At 35.4% G+C, this 23726-nt stretch carries 25 protein-coding genes; 18 read left to right on the top strand and 7 right to left on the bottom strand.

Annotation, left to right across the window (positions count from 1 at the left end):
* Positions 1–18 precede the first annotated feature (18 nt).
* From RE431_RS00395 to RE431_RS00335, 13 genes are all read left to right on the top strand, one after another.
* Complete coding sequence (locus RE431_RS00395) at positions 19–729, top strand: SUMF1/EgtB/PvdO family nonheme iron enzyme (protein WP_309559980.1); 711 nt, start codon at positions 19–21, stop codon at positions 727–729.
* Positions 730–750: 21 nt separating this feature from the next.
* Complete coding sequence (locus tag RE431_RS00390) at positions 751–1413, top strand: hypothetical protein (protein ID WP_309559979.1); 663 nt, start codon at positions 751–753, stop codon at positions 1411–1413.
* Positions 1414–1539: 126 nt separating this feature from the next.
* Entirely contained in the window at positions 1540–2496 is a 957-nt protein-coding gene (locus RE431_RS00385; protein WP_309559978.1) for a leucine-rich repeat domain-containing protein, read from the top strand.
* A gap of 11 nt (positions 2497–2507) precedes the next feature.
* Positions 2508–2696 (top strand): hypothetical protein, encoded by a 189-nt coding sequence (locus tag RE431_RS00380; protein WP_309559977.1) that lies wholly within the window; start codon positions 2508–2510, stop codon positions 2694–2696.
* Between the two features lie 102 nt (positions 2697–2798).
* On the top strand, positions 2799–3278 hold the full coding sequence (locus tag RE431_RS00375; RefSeq protein WP_309559976.1) for a hypothetical protein: 480 nt from the start codon (positions 2799–2801) through the stop codon (positions 3276–3278).
* Between the two features lie 224 nt (positions 3279–3502).
* Positions 3503–4045 carry a hypothetical protein gene (locus tag RE431_RS00370; protein WP_309559975.1) on the top strand — a complete coding sequence of 181 codons (543 nt, stop codon included), beginning with the start codon at positions 3503–3505 and terminating at the stop codon, positions 4043–4045.
* Positions 4046–4096: 51 nt separating this feature from the next.
* Positions 4097–5086 carry a C1 family peptidase gene (locus RE431_RS00365; RefSeq protein ID WP_309559974.1) on the top strand — a complete coding sequence of 330 codons (990 nt, stop codon included), beginning with the start codon at positions 4097–4099 and terminating at the stop codon, positions 5084–5086.
* A gap of 143 nt (positions 5087–5229) precedes the next feature.
* The gene (locus RE431_RS00360; RefSeq protein WP_309559973.1) at positions 5230–5697 is read left to right on the top strand and encodes a hypothetical protein; all 468 of its coding nucleotides are present in this window, start codon (positions 5230–5232) and stop codon (positions 5695–5697) included.
* Between the two features lie 26 nt (positions 5698–5723).
* Positions 5724–6140, top strand: a complete 417-nt coding sequence (locus tag RE431_RS00355) for a cytochrome c oxidase assembly factor Coa1 family protein (protein ID WP_309559972.1) — start codon at positions 5724–5726, stop codon at positions 6138–6140.
* A gap of 7 nt (positions 6141–6147) precedes the next feature.
* Positions 6148–6282, top strand: a complete 135-nt coding sequence (locus RE431_RS00350; protein WP_309559971.1) for a hypothetical protein — start codon at positions 6148–6150, stop codon at positions 6280–6282.
* A gap of 40 nt (positions 6283–6322) precedes the next feature.
* Positions 6323–6826, top strand: a complete 504-nt coding sequence (locus tag RE431_RS00345) for a cupin domain-containing protein (protein WP_309559970.1) — start codon at positions 6323–6325, stop codon at positions 6824–6826.
* Positions 6827–6926: 100 nt separating this feature from the next.
* Entirely contained in the window at positions 6927–7349 is a 423-nt protein-coding gene (locus RE431_RS00340) for an SRPBCC family protein (protein WP_309559969.1), read from the top strand.
* Positions 7350–7353: 4 nt separating this feature from the next.
* Positions 7354–7830: a DinB family protein gene (locus RE431_RS00335; RefSeq protein ID WP_309559968.1), complete on the top strand. Its 477-nt coding sequence runs from the start codon at positions 7354–7356 to the stop codon at positions 7828–7830.
* 34 nt (positions 7831–7864) lie between these two features.
* Here RE431_RS00335 and RE431_RS00330 read toward each other — a convergent pair whose 3' ends face one another.
* From RE431_RS00330 to RE431_RS00315, 4 genes are all read right to left on the bottom strand, one after another.
* Positions 7865–8533 (bottom strand): FAD-binding oxidoreductase, encoded by a 669-nt coding sequence (locus tag RE431_RS00330; protein WP_309559967.1) that lies wholly within the window; start codon positions 8531–8533, stop codon positions 7865–7867.
* An 88-nt stretch (positions 8534–8621) separates the two neighbouring features.
* Entirely contained in the window at positions 8622–9659 is a 1038-nt protein-coding gene (locus tag RE431_RS00325) for an LLM class flavin-dependent oxidoreductase (RefSeq protein WP_309559966.1), read from the bottom strand.
* Positions 9660–9743: 84 nt separating this feature from the next.
* Entirely contained in the window at positions 9744–10118 is a 375-nt protein-coding gene (locus tag RE431_RS00320) for a response regulator (RefSeq protein ID WP_309559965.1), read from the bottom strand.
* Positions 10119–10120: 2 nt separating this feature from the next.
* The gene (locus RE431_RS00315) at positions 10121–12736 is read right to left on the bottom strand and encodes a PAS domain S-box protein (protein ID WP_309559964.1); all 2616 of its coding nucleotides are present in this window, start codon (positions 12734–12736) and stop codon (positions 10121–10123) included.
* A 518-nt stretch (positions 12737–13254) separates the two neighbouring features.
* On the opposite strand from RE431_RS00315, the gene RE431_RS00310 reads away from it, so the two are divergent.
* The 5 genes from RE431_RS00310 (at position 13255) to RE431_RS00290 (ending at position 19510) form a co-directional block, all read left to right on the top strand.
* Entirely contained in the window at positions 13255–14097 is an 843-nt protein-coding gene (locus RE431_RS00310) for a GLPGLI family protein (protein WP_309559963.1), read from the top strand.
* Between the two features lie 3 nt (positions 14098–14100).
* Positions 14101–14925 (top strand): GLPGLI family protein, encoded by an 825-nt coding sequence (locus RE431_RS00305; RefSeq protein ID WP_309559962.1) that lies wholly within the window; start codon positions 14101–14103, stop codon positions 14923–14925.
* A 2-nt stretch (positions 14926–14927) separates the two neighbouring features.
* The gene (locus RE431_RS00300) at positions 14928–15731 is read left to right on the top strand and encodes a GLPGLI family protein (protein WP_309559961.1); all 804 of its coding nucleotides are present in this window, start codon (positions 14928–14930) and stop codon (positions 15729–15731) included.
* On the top strand, positions 15728–18361 hold the full coding sequence (locus RE431_RS00295) for a carboxypeptidase-like regulatory domain-containing protein (RefSeq protein WP_309559960.1): 2634 nt from the start codon (positions 15728–15730) through the stop codon (positions 18359–18361). Before RE431_RS00300 ends, RE431_RS00295 begins: the two co-directional genes overlap by 4 nt.
* Before the next feature lie 174 nt (positions 18362–18535).
* Positions 18536–19510 (top strand): gliding motility protein GldB-related protein, encoded by a 975-nt coding sequence (locus RE431_RS00290; RefSeq protein WP_309559959.1) that lies wholly within the window; start codon positions 18536–18538, stop codon positions 19508–19510.
* 496 nt (positions 19511–20006) lie between these two features.
* Here the strand turns inward: RE431_RS00290 and RE431_RS00285 are convergent, their stop codons facing one another.
* From RE431_RS00285 to RE431_RS00275, 3 genes are read right to left on the bottom strand one after another with little or no spacing between them, the layout of a single operon-like run.
* Complete coding sequence (locus RE431_RS00285) at positions 20007–20996, bottom strand: type I phosphomannose isomerase catalytic subunit (protein ID WP_309559958.1); 990 nt, start codon at positions 20994–20996, stop codon at positions 20007–20009.
* 49 nt (positions 20997–21045) lie between these two features.
* Positions 21046–22791: a type I phosphomannose isomerase catalytic subunit gene (locus RE431_RS00280; RefSeq protein WP_309559957.1), complete on the bottom strand. Its 1746-nt coding sequence runs from the start codon at positions 22789–22791 to the stop codon at positions 21046–21048.
* Positions 22792–22798: 7 nt separating this feature from the next.
* Positions 22799–23725: an ROK family protein gene (locus RE431_RS00275; RefSeq protein ID WP_309559956.1), complete on the bottom strand. Its 927-nt coding sequence runs from the start codon at positions 23723–23725 to the stop codon at positions 22799–22801.
* Between the last annotated feature and the right edge of the window lies 1 nt (position 23726).

Below are 23726 nucleotides of genomic sequence, written 5' to 3'. Positions count from 1 at the left end.
TAACCTGATCATTACTAAATGAAATATATTTTAAGTTTAGGCCTCATTTTTCTGTGCTTGAGCATTTATTCTCAGAATTCATTTGAAACTCCACCTCCGGGAACAATAAAAATAAATGATAGTCTTTTTATAGATAATATTCCTGTAGATAACCTAATGTACAAGGAATTTGCCGCAAGTGCAGAAAGGTCCTGGAATATGGAAATTCATGATAGTTTACAATCTTTAGAATTGGATGAGATGAATATGAAAATTCTCAATTCTTTGTCCAGTAAAACAAATAACAAATCATTATTTGAAAAGGTTTCAAAAAGTGAAGAATTGCATCTACCTGAAGGCATATTAACTTTTGAATATTTCAATTTATCTCAATATTCCAATAATCCTGTAATTGGAATCTCAAAGGAGCAAGCGGCATTATTTTGCAAATGGAGAACAGACATGGTTAATCTTCGATTTAATGAATTGAATAACCAGAAAAAAACGAATTATAAGAAGATCGCTTATCGCCTGCCCAAAAACGAAGATTATAAACTTGCAAAATCTGAATTTTCAGCTAATGGAAAATTTCTGAAGTTAGCCGGAAGAACTCCTTTAGAAATTGATCTGGATGATTTTAGAAAAACACAAAAATTCGTGATGACTAAATATCCAGAGTATACTTCAGATAAAAACTCAGAGACTCAAGATTACACACTTTTCAGATGCATCTGCGAAGTGGAAGAATAATTTCTAATTAAACTCAACCCCATGAAAAAGCTAATCTTTTTATTTCTGGTCTTACCACTTTCAATATCCGCGCAGAACTCCTCAATGGAAAAGTCAGGAAATTCAATTTCACAATTAAATGCAGATCCATCAATCGTTGATGTTACTTTTAAATCTGGAGTAGAGAATCAGGAACTACAAACATATTACCAGTTTGAAAATATCGATCAAACTGAATTCTTTATCAAAGGTGATGCGATAAAAGGTAAGTATTATGTATTGCGAATGAAGGAATTTTTAAATGGTGAATTGATTAAAACTTCAACCTTGCTAGACGAACGTGGCAATGAGTATTTTAAACAAGACACTTCAGCTCTTTCATTAAAATTGTTTACCAAGATTGGAAAGGATGATATTAAAGTCTGGCTTAGAAATAGCAAAATGGGAAGCAAACAATCTTATTTCCCTACTAATAATGATAATGGGAGATATGTCGCAAAAAACTTTTTTGGAGCAAAAGATCTTTTAAAGGAAGATGCTTCAGATTCATTTTATATCATGTCTGTTATAACTCCAAACAGGAATCCTGATGGATCGGGTTCTTATTGCAGAGTGGCACAATCTGAAATTGCTCCGGAACAGTTCGGAAACGAATTCAAAATTCCGCATTACTATTTAATTGAGATCGAATTCATGAAGGAATAAGTATCCCTTACAGATAAAATAAAGCCTTTTATCCATTTTTTTATAGGTTACCGTTATCAGTTATATTTAATTCATATTTTAATGCAACTAACTAACCTGCAGTTTTTTGCATTAACCTTTTTAGATATGAGTAAGCTTTTCAAAATTTCATGGATCTTCCTAACTGTGATCCTTATATGTCAATCCTGTTCAACCGAAAGCGATGAATTGATTAGCTATGATGCAAAAGGAGAAAATGCAGCTGGCGGATTTATAGAAATACCTGATGCAAATTTCCGTAATACTCTATTAAATTCAAATTGCGTCGATTCTGATGCCGATGGAGTAGCAGATAGTGATGTTGATCTCAATGATGATGGTAAAATTGATAAAAAGGAAGCAAATGCGGTAGAACACCTAATTCTTAGGTTTGATTATGGCCTGCCATTAACCTTCGTAGATCTTACTGGTATTGAAAATTTCAGAAATCTTAAGTCCCTTGACTTGTCGGGAACCAGTAATGATTTTTATCATGATACAGCTACAAATACGGAAAACCTTACCTATGATTTTACAGGGCTCAGAAAATTAGAATATTTAAAAATGTATCTCCTCGCAACCGAATATTTTGATCTTATAGATCTTTCCGGCTTAACCAAACTACAGGAAGTAGATCTTTCAGGAAACAGGCCTATGGATTATTATTCTGAAAGAGATAAGTTCATCAATATTAACCTTGAAGGCTGTACGAGTCTGAAAAAACTGAAATACCAGAATAGTTGGTTGAAAGTTGACTTTTGCCAGGTTCCATCATTGGAGGTATTGGATATGTTTTACCTGGAAGGTGGAGAACCTGATGTTTTCGATTTTCATTGTCTAACCAATTTAAAATACCTCAACATTGCTGAAAATATGGTGGATGCATTGATCCTAAAAAACAACTCCTTATTAGATGAATTCGTATATTACAGTTATACAGAGGAAAAGGAATGGTTTTACCCTTCTCCAAATTATATTTGTATAGATGACGATCCATTAGAATATGAGCAGATAACTCCACTAATTGGAACAAATACATTAGTTAACAGCGACTGTATATATTAAGAACATTCAATATGGAAATGAATAAAGTTAGAATTTACGGATTGATCTGCCTTATTACAGGTATTCTGGCCCTAAGTTATTTTGAAAGATCAGACCTTGACTTTCTAGCTGGTATTTTAACCGGGATTGGGATTGGATGGTTTCTTACAGGAAAATTCTTCGTCTTCAATAAAAATGAAAAGAATCAGATAAGGAACTAACGTAATCCCATTCTGAAATAATTTTTCATTTTGAGTTTATTTTAGATAGGTGGAACGCAACCTATTAGGATTTTGATCATCTGAAAATAAATAGATAAGATCATGAAAAAACTAATCGTATTAGTCTGTTCCTTTTTTATAATTTCCTGTAGTTCTAATGATGATACGGTTTGTTGCCTGTCTACTGTAATAGACAATGATCTAAATATTACCTACGTAGATGCTGAAGGTAATAACCTGCTAGAAGGAGAAGATGCGATCACAGTAAACGTGATTACTGTTTTTCATAAAATAAACTCTGAATGGGTTGAATATTCTGAAGCTAATCTTGATGCTCCTAAAGGCATTAGCATCTTCGAAGGCAATAGCGGTAAGTTTCTAAGGATATTCGTTAGCACCAAAACTGATAATGCCATGATCTCAGAAACCAAAATGGTTTTCGATGATGGTGATGAAAACATTTTTAAAACCTTGATAAGCCGCGAATCTGGGAATATAATTGTTACCAAAGTCTGGATAGATAACGAGCTAAAATGGGAAGCATCAGATATGACGGCAAGAAATTTCACCAGTGTGAAATAATGGATTCATAACTCCAGGTCGAATAGCTTTCTAAATTTAGAATCGTAAAATGATGAAAATCAGTTTTCTATGGTTTTTCCAAAAATTTTGTTAAAAAAACTTTCTTTTTTGAAGCAACCCTTTATTATATTCCGCATCTAATAATAAACATCACTTGCTGAATCCCCACCCAGCAATAAAATTATATCCTAAACCGTTATGATTTTATTTAATTATTATTTTATATGAACTTAATAAAAGAACTTATAAAAAAACACCACGGATATTATCCTGAAAAGGAAAGAACAGAATTTAGCATCCCAGGCGGCAACTTTATTTATGAGCCAGGAAAAGGAATTATAGATGTAAATGGATCTAAAATTAGCATCAGATCAAATACGATTGAGGCCGCTTCTCCAACACGAGAATCATTTCAGATCAAAGTACTTTTCAAAAATAATTTAAACACCTATTTAGAAATATCTCCAAAATCTAAATTTCAAAGAATGATAGATGCTATTATGATGCAGAAAGGTCGCGAAATTCAGCAGGAATTTATAGTAAAGGGAGATACCAATTTAATAGTGAACCTGATTTCTAACCGAACTCTTGCCAGACTTTTGCATAAAGAGAAAGTCCATCTTAAAATAGACAGGGAAAATCCAACCGTGATGACCCTGTCTCCCGAAAATCCTATTAAAAATGTAGATAGGTTCGAAAAGTATCTGAATATTCTCAAGATCATTGAGAATAAAGCCATTCAGCTGCAATTGACTACTGCTTTTTAAACTGAACCTATGTAATTGGAGGAAAAACATATCCTCCCTGAATTTGCTTTTATGCGGAAAAACTACCTACTGTATTTTATTCTATTCGTTTTTATGAGCTCTTGTTATCAGGATAGAGATGATTTTTTACCAGATCAAATTGATGATGGTGGCATAGTAGACGATGATATGATTGACACCGGAGATGATGATAACACAGATGATGATTCTGAAGAAGAACCAGATGAAACCAATCAGTTTATAACTGATGAAGGATTAGTATTTTATACCGGTTTAGAGTGTGTTGGAAGCGGAGATTACATTATAGACAGAAATAATGTACTGGAAAATCTCGAAATTCCGGAAACCCTGGCAGATAGTTTAGATCTTTCACAATATCTACCTCCAATTGGTGATCAGGGCAAGCAAGGTTCTTGTACTGCTTGGGCAGTTTCTTATTATATGAAATCATTCCAGGAGATCCTAGAAAACGGTTTACCAATAGATTCTACTAATATAAAGAGTCCCGCCTATACTTATAATCAAATAACTCAGGGAAATTGTGAAGGCACCGTTATAGAAGATCATTTAAAGATCCTGAAACAGCAAGGGGTGAGCAGTATAAAAGCATTTCCGTATGACGATAATACTTGTAGAGAACAGCCTGAAGAGGAAATCATGGAATTAGCCGCAGATGCAAAGATATCTGATTACAAATCACTCAGTGGTGAAAATATGGTGGAAGAAATGAAAACTCTTTTAACTCAACAAACGCCAATTATTATAGCAGCGGTACTAACAAAGCAATTTGCAAAAAAGGATAGTTTTAATCTGTCAGCCTATAGAGAGCATAATGTAGAATATACTAATCCCTCCTGCCATGCTATGCTGGTGGTTGGGTATAATGATAGATATGAAGCTTTTAAAGTGGTAAACTCCTGGGGTAAAAACTGGGGGGACGAAGGCTTTGTATGGATAGATTATAAGGCATTTGAAAATGTTCTGAAGGAAGATGAAGCATTTAGAGTAATAAATTCGGCTGTGATAGCCTATGATGAATAAAGCGAAGAGAATCTAACCCGTCTAGTCTATGGGATTAGTATGAAAATTTTTACCTTCGCTATAGATCAATCTGAACGAACGAAACTGCATCCCTACTTCCGCAATTTTGTTCAGAATGAGTATAGATATAAACAAATATCGTATTGAAGAATATATTGAATTATAAAATAGATCTAAAGGAAGAGGGACCCCAAAATTCAGATCAGGATAATTTGCATAACCTGGAAGACGGTGATAATGAGATCGCTGAGATTCTGCCTGAATTGTATTCTAAAAGAGTGATTACAATCTTCTCCATTTTATTTTCCACCATTTTCGGTGCGGTAATTCTAATGAGTAACCTTAAAAATAAAGGTGAGAAAAAAGGGCGTATGCAAGTGCTTATATTTGCCATCATCTATACAATTGGCATGATCTTAAGCCTGAACTCCATTAGCTCCACAAAGTTAACTTTACCTTTAAATGCTCTTGGCGCGATCATCCTGAACGAATATTTCTGGAACAGGTATCTTGGTAAGGATATCCAATTCGAAAAAAAGAGTTGGGTGAAACCTGCGATTATATCTATAACAGTTACCATTCCATTTATTCTGGCGATCTTATACACTTAATGCAAAATGAAATGAATAAAAATTGGATGGGCAGAAATATAAAATGGATAATGCCACTATTATTTACCGTAGGTTTAATCACATACCTTGTATCATCTTCAGGTATGGGAAAAGTATCATCAGATCTTATACAGGCATATGCAGACGAGGAATTGTATGAGAATGCAATTGAAAAAGCTAATGATGATGTTCAGGTAAAAGAACAATTAGGCAGTATAGAACCCATCGGCAAAATGACCATTTTAAATGGAGAAGTGAAGTTTTCTGAAGATCATAAGACTGTAACGAGCACCATAAAGATAAAAGGAACAAAGGAAAAGGGCAAAATGGATATTACCGCTCATAGAAGTGGTGAAAAATGGATCTATGATGAAATTAATATACGTATCGTAGATACTTTAGAAGATACTCAGACTATCAGGGTCATTACATCAATCAAATAAACTAAACATGAGCACAAAACTATCAAAGGGCGATTATTTCAAGATTTTCATCATTATCATGATCATTTTCTTTGCCTACTCCATCATTAACGACTGGGAACATTTTAAAGCGGGATTATTAGGGCTTTCACCGAACAGGTAATCTAAAATTTTATCTTTATTCATCATAAAGCTTAAAAGCAATGAATAAAGTAAAACAGATCATCAATAAATTAGACCTGAAACCTCATCCTGAAGGTGGATATTTCAGAGAAACTTATCGAAGTAAGGGTGAAATCGTAGCGGCTGATCTTGGTCCTGAATATACCAGTAAAAGAAATCACTCGACCTGTATCTACTTTTTGCTGACATCTGAAAATTTTTCGGCATTCCACCGAATCAATCAGGATGAAATATGGCATTTTTATGAAGGTTCACCTATTGAATTACATACCATAACCGAAGAAGGTCAACATCATCACCATCTAATTGGTAATAATCTTGCCAGGGATGAATCACCTCAACTGGTAGTTCCGGCTGGCGCTTGGTTTGCAGCTAAAATCAAAGATCCGGATTCATATGCACTAGTTGGTTGCACCGTCTCTCCGGGCTTTAGTTTTGAAGATTTTGAACTGCCCTCAAGACAGGAATTACTAAATAAGTTCCCTCATCATAAAGCACTTATCAAAAAATTTACGCGCTCATAAGATACGAGATTAAGATATTGCGAAAATGCACGATTTGAAGCGCGGAAAATAATTCACTAAAATTGAATATTTTAGTACAACTGTAATTAAAATTTGCATTATGAATGAAGAAAAAAAGATTGAGGTCGAAGTAGAGATAAAGAAAAATCTTGATAAAGTTTGGGAGTTCTGGACAAAACCTGAACATATCACAAAGTGGAATTTTGCATCTGAGGATTGGTTATGTCCTTCTGCTGAAAATGACTTGAAAGAAGGTGGAAAATTTGTTTATAGAATGGAAGCCAAAGACGGGAGTTTCAGTTTCGATTTTTCAGGAATCTATGAAGAAATAAAGCCGAAAGAGAAATTGGTTTACAAATTAGATGATGGAAGAATGGCCAATATCCATTTTTCAGAAGATGACGAAACTACTAAAGTAAAGGAGATCTTTGAAGCTGAAGAAAATAACTCTAAAGAAATGCAGAAAGACGGCTGGCAGGCAATTCTCAACAATTTCAAGAAGTATGCTGAATCTGAGAAATAATTAGATGAGTGCTATTGAAGATCAGATTCTCGAGACATGGTTCATCAACCACCGCACGAATTTATTATTGCTGGATTCGCTTTCAGAAGAGAGTCTAAACTTTACTACTTCCAAACGTGGTGGCGGAACTATTGGCCATCAATTGGCTCATATCTATAATGTTCGATACTGGAAACTCGAGAAATTTGACAAGAAGCTGGTTGCACATTTAAATACAATTAAAGCTGCAGACAGTAAAAGCATTTCTATGCTGAAAGAATGCCATACTGAAACTGCAAATCTTATTGCTGAAATTATAAAAAAAGCAATTGAGAATGATGGAGAGGTGAAAGGTTTTAAACGTGGATTAATACCCTTACTGGGATATTTCATACATCACGAAGCTCATCATCGCGGAAATATTCTACTCACATTAAAACTTAGCGGTTTTAAACTTCCTAAAGAACTGAAATACGGCCTTTGGGAATGGAATAAGATCTAAAAAATAGCCGGAAAATTTCCGGCTATTCAATTTCTTACTGGTCATCAAGTTGAACCGAATCTGGATTCGCGCCTAACTTCTTCAAAGTTTTACTTATTTCCTCGGTCATTTCCGGAGGACCACAAACATAAAATCTCTTATTAAAATCCTTAATATTTTTTTTCAGAAAGTCTTCATCTAAATATGCTTTAGTATAAGCAGTGTCGTCCTGATCTGTAATTACATAAGTCGCGTCGTTCCCCATAATACTATCCAGTTCATTCTTCAGAATAATATCTTTATCGGTCTTATTTGCAAAAAATAAATGGTTTCCTTTTACCTCATTTTTCTTGTCCAAGTCTCTCAGAATAGCAATGTAGGGGGTTATTCCTGCACCTCCGGCCAGAATATATCCTGGGCCTTTATATTCTATTGCTCCCCAGGTATCTCTTACGATCAATTCATCTCCCGGTTGTAATTTCCCCAATTGCTCTGTTACCCCGTCATGATCTGGATAAATCTTAATAGTAAATTCAAGGTCTTCAGATTCATTTAAACTGGTAAAAGTGAAGGGACGTTTTTCATCTTTCCATTCCTCTTTATTAATCGATACTTCTGTAGCCTGGCCAGGTTTGAATTCATAGCCCGAGGGTTTTTCAACTATAAACTGTTTTACATCGTGGGTAACATTCCCAACAGATTTGATTTTTACGATCTCTTCCATAATTTTTCTTTTGAAGTTAATTTATTTCCTTCAAAAACTGAATTATATAGAGGTTGACAGGCTAATATTTAAGTGTTTTTATAATAATTTAAGGAAGTTTAATATTTGCTTCAGTCGGCTGATTGATTTCTTCCATAATTTCTGAAAATATCCTAAAAGATTTCAGCCTATCTTCCTGGTGGTAAATATGCGAGGCCACGATCACCTCATCTACTCCGGTTTGTTTTAGAAAATCTTCAGTTTTATCCTTTACATGAGCCTTGTCCCCAACAAAAGCATATTGCAACATACGTTGTAAAGCAGGATTTTCCCGAACCTCACGTAGTTCTGCTGTCATTTCTTCCGGTTTTTGAAGATAATCAAGATTACCGGTAAGCACACCAACCATCATTCTTAAGGAACTTGTGGATATCTTCTCTGCCTCCTCCATGGAGTCTGAAGCCACTACATTAATTCCCGCTATAGAATAAGGTTCATCCAGGTATTCGGAAGGCTGAAATTCCCTGTAATAGATCTCCATAGCCTGGAATAATTGCGCTGGTGCAAAATGACTGGCAAATACATATGGAAGTCCTTTTTGAGCTGCTACATGAGCGCTATCGGTGCTAGAGCCAAGAATATACATTGGAATTTTTACACCTTCAGCAACAGTCGCTCTAACCTTTGTAGTTGCCTTATCATTCCTGAAATACTTCTGAATTTCATCTATTTCATGAGGAAATTTAAAAACAGAATTCATTCTATCACTTCTTATAGCATGAGCAGTAACCTGATCTGTCCCCGGAGCTCTGCCCAATCCCATATCTATTCTATCTGGATATAGAGAGCCTAGGGTACCAAATTGTTCAGCAACGATTAAAGGCGAGTGATTAGGCAACATGATCCCTCCGGAGCCGATCCTGATATGGTCAGTTTTTGACGCGATATGGCTCATTAAAACGGTTGTTGCTGTGCTGGCAATACTCACCATATTATGATGCTCTGCCAACCAGAACCTTTTATAACCCAGGTCTTCTGCCAACCTGGCCAATTCAACACTATTTTCAAATACTTTATGATGCGGAATATCCTGTCCCACCACGGCTAGTTCCAGAACAGAATAATCTATAGATCTATTTTGAGGCATAATCTTAAATTTAAAAAGCCGGCATTGCTGCTGGCCTTTCATTGGTCTTTAATTTACCTAATCCTTACGCCTGGTAAGAAGTTTTTATGATTTCACCAGGAAATTCACTTTTTGGATCAAGTGATCCATATCAAAAGGTTTGGCAATAAAATCGTTCGCTCCAGCCTGCTTGCATTTTGTAACCGCATCGTGCAGCGCCGACATCATTAAAATTGGTATTTCAGAGATTTTAGTGTCTGCATTATTTCTGATCCTTTTGCAAACCTCGGTTCCGTTAACTCCCGAAATAAGCATATCAAGAATGACGACCTCTATATCATTTTCAATTATAAAATTTTCGGTTTCATCTGCCTTTTCCGAAACGATCACACTATACTCATTAAACTCTAGAATGAGTTTCATCATATCCCCGATCCCAAGATCATCATCTATTACAAGAATTCTGTGTTTTAAAGACATATCTAGGTATTTTGATCTTTTACAGCAGTATCTACAATAAATGTAAATAAGGAACCTTTTCCTTTTTCACTTTCCACAATTATCTTCCCGTTATGTCTTTTCATGATCTCATTCGCCAGGTAAAGTCCTATCCCGAACCCGGAATATGTATCCTCATTTTTAAAATCAATCCTGTAGAACCTTTTAAAGATTTTCTTCAGATTTTCTTTGTCTATTCCAATCCCAGAATCCTGTACGCTAACCGCGACTTTATTCTTTCCAGCTTTTTTAACGCTAACCAGAATATCCTGATTAATTGGTGAATATTTGATCGCGTTGGTAACTAGGTTGATCAGCACCTGTCCAATTCTATCCTTATCTGCATGTATATCACACTGATAATCATCTTCCAGAATTATATTGTAATTCGTGTTCGTGTAGTTAATATCCTGAATGGTATCATTTACAAGTTCATTGATGCTGAAAGTTTCTTTTTGTAAAACCAGCTTATTCTTTTCTATCCTGGAAAGATCAAGCATTTCAGAGATCAGCCTGGTTAATCTTACGATTTGTTGATCTATTCTTTCCAATGAAGTTTCAAATGGAATAGCCGATAGAGGCATGCCTTCTTTCTTTTTAAGTAAGCTTAAAAGAAGCTGTACATAACCTTTAATAGATGTAACTGGCGTTTTAAGCTCATGACTTACCAGCTTCAGGAAATCTTCCTTTCTTTTTTCTTCCGCCTTGATCTTCTGAATCTCAGTCGCGGTACAGATCCAGATTTGAATATTCCCATGTTCATCGAAGATCGCTTCAGCCCTGTTCAAATGCCATTTGTATTTACCTTTTTTATTAAGGTAACGCACCTCCATTTCAAAATCGCTGCCGGTTTGAAGAGAGTGTCTCCAGTTTTTTTCAAATTCTTCCCTTTCGGATGGATGAATTAAACTATCAAGTCCTTTATTTTCAAATTCTTCCTTATTCAAACCGGTATAATCCATCCAGCCCTGGTTGAAATAGATCACTTTTCCGTTGGCATTAATGTTTAAAACCTTCTCTGGCATTAGATCTGCCATCTGACGATATTTTGCCTCGCTGTCCTTTATTAGCTCCTTAGATCTAACCATTTCAGAAACATCTATGGCCATATTTAATATCCCGTAGATTTCCCCATTTTCGTCACGAAGTGCTTTATAAGTAAAATTGAAATATCCTGTTTGCAGCTTGTTATCTATAACCAAGTCTACCGGATCTTCCTTACCCCAATACGTTTTACCTGTTGTGAAAACTTCTTGTAACAGGTCATGAAATGGCTGACCCTCAAGTTCTGGTAAAGCCTGGTGTAAAGTGGTTCCTATTACAGATTCATCTTTACCCCATAAATTAATCATGGCGTCATTGGCCATTTCAATTTTCATTTCCTTCCCGGTATACAGGGCTGTTGCGACATTTGCTTCTTCTATAATAGACCTGATTCTGTGTTCTTTTTCTCGAATCAGCTGTTCTTTGAGCTTTTCGTCATGAACATCTATCACGGTACCGATCATTCCTTCAAATTCACCTTCAGAATTATATTTAGGACTTCCGGAATCCAGCACCCATCTATATTCCCCTTCTTTGTTTCGAAGTCGGAAACTTTCATAAAATTCATCCCGCTCGTTATTCGCTCTCAGGAAACTTTTCTCTACTCTCTTTCTATCCTCAGGATGAACAGCATCCAGCCATCCAAAATTCTTAGCGCTTTCATAATTCTGGCCTGTAAACTCGTACCAATTTTTATTCAGATATTGATTCTGACCATCTGCGCCAGTGATCCAGATAATAGCAGGAACAGTATCAATAAGATACCTTAATTCATTTTCACTTTGCTCCAGCTTTAACTTTGCGGTTACTTTTTCAGTAATATCTACGGCGTGTACAAATATTCCATTCACCTTTCCTGTTGAATCCAGAATAGGCTGGTAAACGAAATCTATAAATGAATTTTTCATCTTCCCTTCGCCAGCATCCAGTTTTACCGGAACTTCATTGCCAATAAATGCTTCTCCGGAATTATAAACTCCATCCAGCATTTCGAAAAATCCCTGCCCTTCTAACTCTGGCAAAGCCTCGTTTACAGTCTTCCCAATAATATCCCTATGACCAACTAACTGGAAATAATTTTCGTTTGCTCTATCAAAAATATGCTCTGGACCTCTCAAAATACAGATCATCGCAGGTGCCTGTGAAAAGATCTCATTGAAATTCTCCAGCTTATCGTCCTTCCCTACTTTTTCGACCTTGAATGAAATAAGGACCAGACCCGAATTTTCCAGAATACTGGCATTCACCAGAACTTTTCTATTATCGGTGTTAAGGATTTTCGAATTAAATTCCTGAGCGGTCAGTCTTCCATGTTTCTCAAGATCCCTTTTTAAAGTTTGAAAAAAGGTATTTTCAGTATCTAATTTTTCTCTAAGTTTCGATTTATCAGCAACTTCAAAAAGATTAAGGAGTCCGGGATTTGCATTCAGAAATTCAAATTTCTTCCCAAGGACCAGGATTGGTTCCTGAATAGTGTCTGCTAAAGTTTGGGCAAGATTCTCTGTTTCCTGACTTAACTCATTTCTATTTTCTGATCTTTCAGAATTGTCTATCATATACTTGAAGTAGCAAAAGTGATTGTGATGAAATATTCGCTAAATGTAATCTATTTTATTATTGATTAAATACCAAGTTTTTAGAGATTAAAAATTGGTATTCAAAAAATACAATTTGTAGAATTAATGGTGTCTAGTAATATAACTATAAGGTATAAAAATGAAAAAACCCCGTGATGAATACGGGGTTTTTTAAGTACTTATAAGTGGGAATCAAACCAAAAACATAGGGAACCAAAAGTACCTCAAGGATACTGAATTTAGGGCTTTCACTTTAATTAACTCCAATCATCTTCCTTTAATTTTCTTTTTTTAGCTTTTTAAAATAATTAACTTGATCAACGAACCAATACTAACCCGACAAATCCGCGTCTCCTACTCCGCCAACTGACTTTAAAAGAGACCTTTTTAACAAATTATTACTAACTAAAATTATCGTTAAGTAACTACTTTTATAGTTGTTTCTTTGTTATTATGGTTTTAAAACGCCATCTTGCTATCTCATCAAATTACTTTTCATGAAAAAATCAATTTTCATTTTTTTCCTAATTTCCGGACTCATTGGGAACAGTCAGAATTTCAAAGATTCGATAGGTTTTAAAGCGACTTATAAATTCACTTATCAAAAGGATTCAATGAATATAGATTCCAGACAAGATGAAATAATGTGGTTATTTATAGGCGATCAATCTTCCCTTTTTTTAAGTAAGCCCAGAGCAATGAAAGATTCTCTGGATATAAATTCAAATTTAGCCTCCATTGGCAGTGACCCGTGGAAACAGAATCTTTCTAAAACTAAGACGGATTTCAATTTTAAAATTTACAAAGACCGTAAAAAGGACAAGGTTTATCATAGTATCGCAATCATGGACGATAAGCTTTTTTATTCCGAGCCGTTAGTTTTATCCAACTGGATCATTCAGGATGAATCTAAAATGATTTCTGGGTATAAAACTCAAAAAGCAACTCGTAATTTTGCCGGAAGAGATTACACCGCCTGGTTTACTTCCGAAATTCCAATACCTGACGGGCCTTATAAGTTTTCCGGACTTCCAGGTTTGATTCTTGAAATTAAAGACAGTAGAAACCACTATAATTTTGAATTTATCGGTTTTGAAAAGGTTTCACCAAAATTACCGCTGGCTATTTTACCGCAGGAATTTCAGGAGACCACCAAAATTAAATTGAATGATATTCAGAGAAAATATCAGGAAGATCCAATAGGGTATATGAATAATTATGTTGGAAATGGTGGAGCTAAAATTACGATTACCATCAATGATGGACGAAGCAAGCAACAATATTTAAAAGAACGCAAAGAAAAACTTGCCAAATTCAATAATACAATAGAATTGAAATAACCCATGAAAAACTATTTACTATTATTTCTACTCTTCTTGACATACTTTGTTCATTCTCAAAATTTTCAGGATAAAGCTAAATATCTTGCTGTTTATGAACTTACTCATCAACCAGACTCAACAAATAAGGATTGGAAAAAAACAGAGCGACTTAGACTTTACATAGGGGGAAAATATTCATTATTTTCCAGTGAAGGCATTGTTATTAAGGATTCTTTAATGCAGAATATAGATCGATCTAATAGAAGTATGGGTGCATTCGCAAGACTTCAAAAACAGGTTCCACAAACTGAATTTAATTACAAAATATATAAAGGCATACCTTCAGGAAAGATTACTTATGCAGAAAAGATTGTGAAGGATACATATCGTTTTGCAGAAGAAAAAAACCTGATGAGCTGGCAAATTCTATCTGAATCCAAACGAATTGCCGGTTATATTGTTCAAAAAGCAACTACAAGTTTCAGAGGCCGTAATTACACGGCATGGTTTACTTCAGACATTCCAATTTCAGAAGGCCCTTATAAGTTCAATGGTCTTCCGGGTTTAATACTTGAAATTGCCGATGAGAAAAAACACTATTCCTTTTCATTGTTAGAGTTCAAAATTTTAAATAAACCTCGCAGTATTGATTTTGAAGCGGAAAAATTTCAGAAAGTATCCCGAAAAGAACTGCGGAAAGCCAAAGAAAATTATAAGCGTGATCCAATTACTGCTGTGGAACAAAATGGAATTACTTTTAAGTTTGAACCTGGGCAAAGAGAAAAACTACATAAAGAACATTTAAAAAAAATAGAGGCTGAAAACAATCCACTAGAAAAAATATAACCATGAAGCGATATCTTATACTATTGTTCTTCTCTATTGCTTCAAATTTAGATTTGAAGGCCCAGAAGTTTAAAGATAATCTGGACCATAAAATTATCTATAAGCTCACCTACGTACTGGATTCTACTAATTTTGAAAAACCGGAATCAGAATTTATGATTTTATATACCGGAGACGAGCTTTCGCTTTTCACGAGCCGGGCAAAATCGCTCGCTAATCCCATTGTGGTTAGAGGAAATTCTGGTCATACGTCCAGATCTGCGGTGTCTCAGTTTCAATATGAGCTCATAAAAAACAGGGAGAAAAATAAAATATATTATACCCAGAATATTGCAGGTGACTGGTTTTTATATGAACAGAATATTGATCTTTTTGAATGGAAGATTTCTGCGGATACTAAGAGTATTAAAGGATATGAATGTCAAAAAGCGACGACTTCTTTCAAAGGTAGAAACTATACTGCCTGGTTCGCTCCTGAAATCCCAATATCTGAAGGACCTTACAAATTCAATGGCTTGCCGGGTTTAATTTTAGAAATTGCAGACAGTGAAGAAGAATGGAATTTTCAATTTGTAAGCTTAGAAAATTTAAATCCGTCAAAAAAATATAAAATCAATTTTGCACAGTACATTAATACCAGTGAAGAAAAATTAATGGACGTATGGAAAACCTATCGAAGTGATCCTTTTGGTTATGTTGACAATCCAAATGTCAAGATAAGTCCTGAAATTCATAAGAAATATATCGAGGCATTTGGAAAAATGCTGGAGAATGAAAATAATCCGCTTGAACTGGAAAATGAATGAGATTAAAATCACTACTCGTTTTCATTCATCTACTTTTCGTTTTGCTTACAGTACACGCACAAACTAAGATTACTGGGAAAATAATTGACGAAAATGCCAAAAGTCTTAATGGGGCAACTGTCATTGTAAAAAAAGACAGTACGGCCTCGGTGCTTGCTTATGCTATTTCTGAAAATTCGGGGGACTTCAGCTTAAATGTCAATTCTGAAGGCGATTCTTTAATTCTGAAAATATCTTATATAGGTTATGAGCCTTTCAAGAAAATAATAAAAAATGAGAATCAACATCTTCAGGTAAATTTAAAGCCTTCTTCCGAATCGCTAAGGGAAGTCATCGTGGAGTCAAAAATGCTGGAGCAACGCGGTGATACTTTAAGTTTTTCAGTAGATGCTTTCAAAGGAAAAGAAGATCGGGTAATTGCTGATGTCCTAAAAAAAATTCCTGGAATTGAGATCATGCCAAACGGACAGATAGAGTATCAGGGAGAGCCTATTCAGAAATATTATATCGAAGGTCTGGATCTTCTTGAAGGTCGATATAATCTAGCGAATGAAAATTTGAACGTCGATGCGGTTTCAAAAGTTGAAATTCTGGAGAACCATCAGCCAATCAAAGTGCTTGATTCCCTTGAATTCTCAGAACGAGCATCCCTGAATATTAAACTTAAAAAAGATGTCACGTTAAGTGGAACTGCAGAAGCAGGCCTGGGAGCTTCTCCATTGCTTTGGAAAGCTAAAGTCACACCAATGATTTTCACCAAGGACCAACAGGCGATTATTACCTATCAGGCTAACAATACTGGAAATGATCTATCCCGGGAAATCAACGATTTTTCATTTAATAGCTTTGGTTCGAGTTATACAATCGACCAGCAGAACTGGGTCTCCTTACTCAATATTCCTGAACCACCTTTTTCTGAAGAACGGTGGCTGGACAATAACGCTCACCTGGGATCTGTAAATTTCCTTACGAGAATTGGAAAAGATTATCAGCTTAAAACGAATATCTCCTATCTTAACGATTCACAATTACAGGAAGGCAGCAGGCAAACCAGCTATTTCACTCCAAACGATACTATAGCCATTTCAGAAGTTACCAGAAACAACTTTTACATTAATAAACTTACAGGGAAACTTACTTTAGAAAAGAACGTGGAAAAGGATTATCTGAAAAATCAATTGGAATTTAAAGGATTCTGGAATTCAGAAAGAGGGAATTTACAGAACCTCGAGAATACAGTTTTCCAACGCGTAAACTCTCCATTTAAAGCAATAAAAAATACCCTTGATCTATTAAAACCTATCGGGAAGCAATTAATCACCTTCAATTCTAATACCGGTTTTAAGCAAACTGAAGAAGAACTGGTGGTGAACCCCGGACAATTCCCAGATATTTTAAATAATAACGAAAATTACGACCAATTAAATCAGCTGGTCAATTCGAGTGAATTCTTTACAGATAATTCAGCAGGTTTCACCAAAGCTTTAGGTCAATTTACCATAACACCTAAAATCGGGTTTTCTTTTCAAAATCAACAATTAAACAGTCGCATCAGAACGAACGGAATTCTGGAGGATTCAAATTTTAGAAATCAGCTTGATCTATTCAACAATGAAGTGTATTTCAAGAATGCAATAAGGTTCAAAACCGAGGATGAAATTTGGAATCTCCGATTAAGTACACCACTCACGTTTAAAAATATAAAAGTCGAAGAATACGGAAATGACCGTGAATCCGTAGAACGTTTGCTTTTTGAACCTTCTTTATACCTAAGTAAAAAACTTTCGGCAAGTTGGGAAACCAGTATTTCCGGAAACCTGAATTATAATTTTGGAGAAATAAACAGGATATATCCTGGGTATATAATCAGTAATTACCGAAACATACAGAGATATGACGCTCCAATTTCAGAAAGACAGAGCCAGAATTACAGCTATAGCCTCTCTTTTCGCAAACCTCTTTCACAACTGTTTGCTACGCTATCCTATCGTTTTAGCAAAACGAGAAGCAATTTGCTCTTTTCCAGTACTATTGCTGATAACGGAAGTATAATTTTAAATTCGATAGCACAGGATAATTTTTCAAATTCCCATAATCTTTCTTTAACGGCGAGCAAGTACGTTTCTGATCTTAAAAGTACCCTGAAAATCAACGGCTCCTATTCACTGATTTCGGCAGAACGTATTTTGAATGAAATTGTTACTGAAGTTGAGAACCAGAATTTAAAAGCTGAATTATCTATTGATTCTGAAATTTTCGAATGGCTTAGTGCGAACTATGATGGGAGTTTCAACTTCTATGGAACAGCCCTTGATAATACGAAATTTCAGCAAATTAAAAATCATCAGCATTTTTTGAGTTTTTACATTTTTCTCGCTGACAACCAATATCTAGATATTGCTGGAGAATACTATGGGAATTCTATAACAGAAGTTGATGAAAATTATTTCCTTAATCTTGGCTATCAATATACTTTTGGAAAATCTGGAATCGACCTTAATGTAAGCTGGAATAATATTTTGAATACTGAGCAATATATAAATGTTTCCTCATCAGATTTCAGCTATATTCAGAATACTTACAGGCTTCGCCCATCACAAATTCTGGCCAGCCTGAAGTTCTCATTTTAGAATCTAAACAAAAACTTGTTTAAGCAACGTTCCATAGTTAATAAGCGACATCGTTAGTAAGAAAATAATTAACTTGACAAACAACAAAATACTAAGCCGACAAATCCGCGTCTCCTATTCCGCCAATTGGCGATAACCGAGACCGTTGTAAAGCATATTTAAAACAAGATAATTTTGCAGAAAAAGAACAAGAAAAAACTAAGTTTATTACTTCTATTATTAATTTTAGTTCAATCCTGTTCAATATTCAATTCTAGGTTAGAAACTTCTGAGAACCCAAAAGAATCAAACATTATAACTTCAGATATTGAAAACTTTTATCAAGCATTTGATTTAGCTACAAAAGATTCGGCAAACGCTGAAAGCTTATTTAATAAATATTATTTCAAAAAAGGTTCTCCAGGATTAAATGATTTCTACAAAACGAAAATCCAATCAAAAGAAAAATTCACAGAATTCGTTCTTGCTTTCGAGGATTATTATCAATCCATAAAAAAAGATATTTCCAATTTAAATGATTTAGGAAATCAGATTGACAGCAACTTTCAAGAATTTGAAAATCTATATCCACAAGCTAGATTCCCAGATGTTTATTTCTTAGTTGGAAAATTTCAATCCAATGGAACTATTTCTAATGAGGGATTATTAATCGGTACAGAAATGCTTGCTAAAACTCCAGATTCAGATACTGTAAATTGGAATGAAGATATTCTAAGAATTACCCTGGAAAGAAAACATATTCCAATTACTGTAAGCCACGAAATAATCCATTTTAATCAAGATAAAATGAAAGATGGTAACACGCTACTTTGGAAAAGTATCCGAGAAGGTTCAGCCGAATTTATAGCTGAATTAATAGGCGGAGAAACTGATGCTGATTATTCAAAATTCAAAGGCAGAGAAATGGAGATTTGGAATGATTTCAAAAAAGAAAAGAACAAAAGTATTTGGAGATCATGGCAACAAGAAAGTGAAGAACGACCAAGAAATGCAGGATATTGGATGGGATATATCATTTGTAAAGCTTACTACGAACAAATTCAAGATCCAGAAAAAACTGTGCAAGATATTTTAAGTATAGAAGATTATTCGGAGTTTCTCCGGAAAAGTAAAGTTGAGCAATATATCCAAAAAAATTTCGGAACATAAATACGCTCTACAAAAAAGAACTAAGGTAAAATCCAAGTCTTTTTAAGCTAATTTCTATATATAATTTTCCTGATAAAAAGTTTCTGATTTGGCGATTGCAAATGCCTATTATAGAGGCTCACTACATAAAGCGATCAATGCCGACTTCTTACTATTCCCCTTTTTGCTAATTAGGAAATATGGACACATAGGTTACCAGCACAAATAAATAGAAGACTTGGAATAAGGACATTTGCTTTTAAAGGCTTTACCAATCATAGTATCTAGCAGCGTGTCATCCTCTTGTTATTCCATTTTTAAAGCTGGCGCTTTTAAAACTGAAATACTTTAAACCGAAAATAAAAATAGCGATAAGAAAGACTTATAAAAAGCCCAGCGGTTTATGCAGTCTGGATTAGCGTGAAATATTATAGATTTTGGAAGATAGGAATTGCGGAAGTAAATTAATTAAACTGTTATTTTAATTTTTTCGACAAAACTGAATTTATAGCTGATCTTAATTCCCAGATATGGAAACCTCTAGAATATCTGCAGATTCACTCTTTAATTCAACAACTTTAGCGGCTGCTGGAATAAGAATTGTTTGTCCATACTCAAGGTTTTCATCTGCTCCATCAACCGAAATTTTTACTTCACCCTTCACACACATATATACCACAAAAGAATCCATGGATGAATAGTCTTTTTGCATAGATCCCTGAACTGCTATAAAATTAGTCGTAAAATATTCACAATCAACCAATTTAGAAGATTCATTGATTTTTGATTTATACTTAACAGAATGATCGTCCAGAACTTTAAAATTCATGGCATCACGGGCTTTATCGATATGCAATTCCCTTCCGTTTCCTTTATCGTCTACCCGATCCCAATCATAAACTCTATACGTAACATCAGAGGTCTGCTGAATTTCTGCAAGTAATACCCCCGCTCCAATCGCGTGGACTTTTCCAGCTTTTATAAAGAAAGAATCCCCTTCAGAAACTTTGATGAAATTCAAATGTTCAGCAATAGTTCCATTCTGTAAAACTTCCTCGTACTGCTCTGGGGTGATTTCATTTTTCCAGCCTACATTAATTTCAGCTTTTTCATCTGCCTGAATGATATACCACATCTCTGTTTTTCCATAGGAATTATGGAACTTTTTCGCCATTTCATCTCCTGGATGAACCTGAACAGATAAATTTTGTGCGGCATCTATATATTTGAATAAAAGCGGAAATTTTCCCCCGAATTTCTCAACAACCATTTTGCCAAGAATTTCAGACTGAAATTTTGCAATTAAATCGTCGAATTTAACACCTGAATAGGGACCATTTTCTATTACACTTATTTCACCGTTTACTGTCGAAATTTCCCAACTTTCTCCGGCATTTGGAGAAGCAGGTTTTCCTAGGATCGTTTTTAGCTTGGAGCCTCCCCAGATCTTATCTTTGAGAATTGGCTGAAATTTTATTCCGTAAGATTCAAATTTTTCGGATATCATATTTATTCAAATAATTGAAAATATATTGCTTTCCTAAGAGCAATAATCTTTAATTTCTAACATAAGCTTTTACCGTTCCGCATTTCTGCCCTTCAGATTCTCCGTGAGGACGAATAGTGTACTCGCCTACTGCAGCAGGAATAATAAAGGTTTCCGCATAATGCACTATAAATGGCGGGAAGGAATCTGTAGGACTTTCGACAATAACTTCACTACCTTCCACTAGATTCAATACGTTAACACCTCCACCGGTGGTATGAGTTACTTTACCTGTAAACCAATGTCTTCTGGTCTCAATAAAATTAGTTTCATACAGACCTGTTCGCTCTTCAACCCAGGAATCTCCTTCTTCAACTTTTTCAATATTATTCACCAGATTTTCTCCTGTCCAATCCCTGGTTCGGTCCCACTGAATCACTTTTTCACCGTGACCTATATTAATGGGCCTTGGCTTATTATCCATTCCCAGGCGACCCCAGTCGTACAACTTAAAGGTGAAAATATATGGAGTGGCGCTTATTTCCAGAACCATACTGTCTTTACCTGAACAATGAACTGTTCCGGCGGGAATCAGTACATGATCGTGTTTTTTCACCGGCCATTTAGCAACATGTTTTTCAGCCTCAAAAGTGCTCCCATTTTCCTGGGCGTCTTTCAACTCGGAAACCATTTTCTCTGGCTCGATATCTTCGCTAAGGCCAAGATATACATGAGCGCCCTCTTTAGCATCCAGAATATAATAGCTTTCATCCTGGGTGTAGGTCATTCCGAATTTCTCTTTAATATATTTCTTATCGGGATGGACCTGCAAACTTAAATTCCCTCCATCCATGGTATCTAGAAAATCAAAACGAATAGGAAATTCTGCTCCAAACTTATTGTATACTTCCTGCCCTAAAAGATCCTTAGGCTCTCTCAGTACCAGGTTGACAGCAGGAGTTTCAAAAACTTCGGAACCATAGGCCAGCAGAATGCTGTTCTCTTCTGGAACGCAATCAAATCCCCAGGCGTAATTTATTGCAGACCGGTCCAGATCTACCACTTCCTTAAGCCATTGACCACCCCAAACACCAGGATCAAAAAATGGCACAACGCGAAAAGGCTGGCTGTTCGCTTTCTTCAATCCCGCATTTAAAGAATCGCCGGTAATCATTTTAGGATTGCTCTTTTTATTTCCGTCAATGAAATAATCAACCTTATCGAAGAGGGAGAGTTTATGCTGATCCAGCACCCTCCAGTCTACAAAATATGATTGTTTATAAAGCAATGCAGCTTCTGCATCTTTATTTTCAACCCCTAAGTTATTCACCTCTTTATCACGCATACGCTGCTGGATCTCCCAGCGAGCCATATCTATATAGATCACCAGGTCTGGATCTGAAACAAGTGTTGCGGCAGGCCCGTAGACGATCTTCAAAACTTTATCTTCTTTCTGGGTTTGCTTTTTAAGCTGTGTAAATCTATCCTTATCCAAAAAATCCTCCATTTTCAGGTCGGTCATATATCCAAAAACACGATCATCGGTTACGAAAGGGTAAACCATTTTTTCAATAGCACTTACTTCTTTAAAAGCTTTTGAAGTGCTGTAAAATTGATGTGCGGGTAATAATTGTTCCAATGCTTTTATAACCTCATCATCATCGACTCCCTGGTAGGTTTCAATCGCAATTACAGAAGAAGCTTCCTGATCAATACGCTCATTTAAGCTTTTTGCTATGTTTTCCCATCCCGAAATGCACTCTCCGTCATTTTCGCTAACCCGTATGCTGGGATTTTTATCGTAGTTAGATTTCATAGTAAATTTATATTTTTGATAAATAGCAGACACCTAAGATTCCTGCATATTTTGTTTGATTGGCCGTTTCAATTCTAATTGAATCTTTGGGCAGCCATGATCTTTCATTTATTCTTTTTTCGAAAAAAGGAATAATCTCATTTTTGCTTTTCATTATTCCTCCTCCAATAATCAATAGTTCAGGATCGTAGGCATGTAAAAGATTAATTATTCCTGAAGACCAGGCCTCCAGACTTTTACTTTTTAATTTTTCTGCAGCGATATCGCCTTTAGAAGCTAATTCGAAAATGTCTTTGTATTCGAATGATGACATTTTAGAAAGCTCGCTTTTTTCGTAATTTTCGATCTTTCTAAGATTTTTTGGCAGTGCCCAGGTGGAAGCGGCAGTTTCTACACAGCCTACGTTTCCGCAATTACACTCATCTCCTTCAAAATTTATACTCATATGTCCGCCCAGATTTCCTGCAAGAAAATTTCTACCACGTAAAAGTTTACCTTCAATCAATACTGCCGAACCCATCCCGGTCCCCAGCGTTACCATGACAATATTATTACTTCCCTTTCCGGAACCATATTGCCATTCTCCAATTAGCGCCGCTCTGGCATCATTCTCCAAAGTTACCGGCACATTCCAGTGACTCCCGGCCCAGGAATTTAGATCTGCTTTATGAGCATCGGTATACTTGACATATTTGGATACAATTTTGTTTTTCTGATTATCCACGATACCAGGAAAAGCAATACCAATTCCCAGCAATTTATAGTTTGCAATTTTTAGATCTATATCGCTTACTAACTCATCAAGCCGATCCTGTATAGTTAGATCTGACTTAGCCGGAAACATTTCTGTCTCCATTAAATTACCTTCTCTATCCACCAGACCTAATTTGATCTGGGTTCCGCCCATATCTAATCCCAAAAAAACCTCTTTCACA

It is taken from the genome of Christiangramia sediminicola, from assembly GCF_031344135.1.
GTDB classification, from domain to species: Bacteria; Bacteroidota; Bacteroidia; order Flavobacteriales; family Flavobacteriaceae; genus Christiangramia; species Christiangramia sediminicola.
This window is presented reverse-complemented; position numbering and strand designations above follow the sequence as displayed.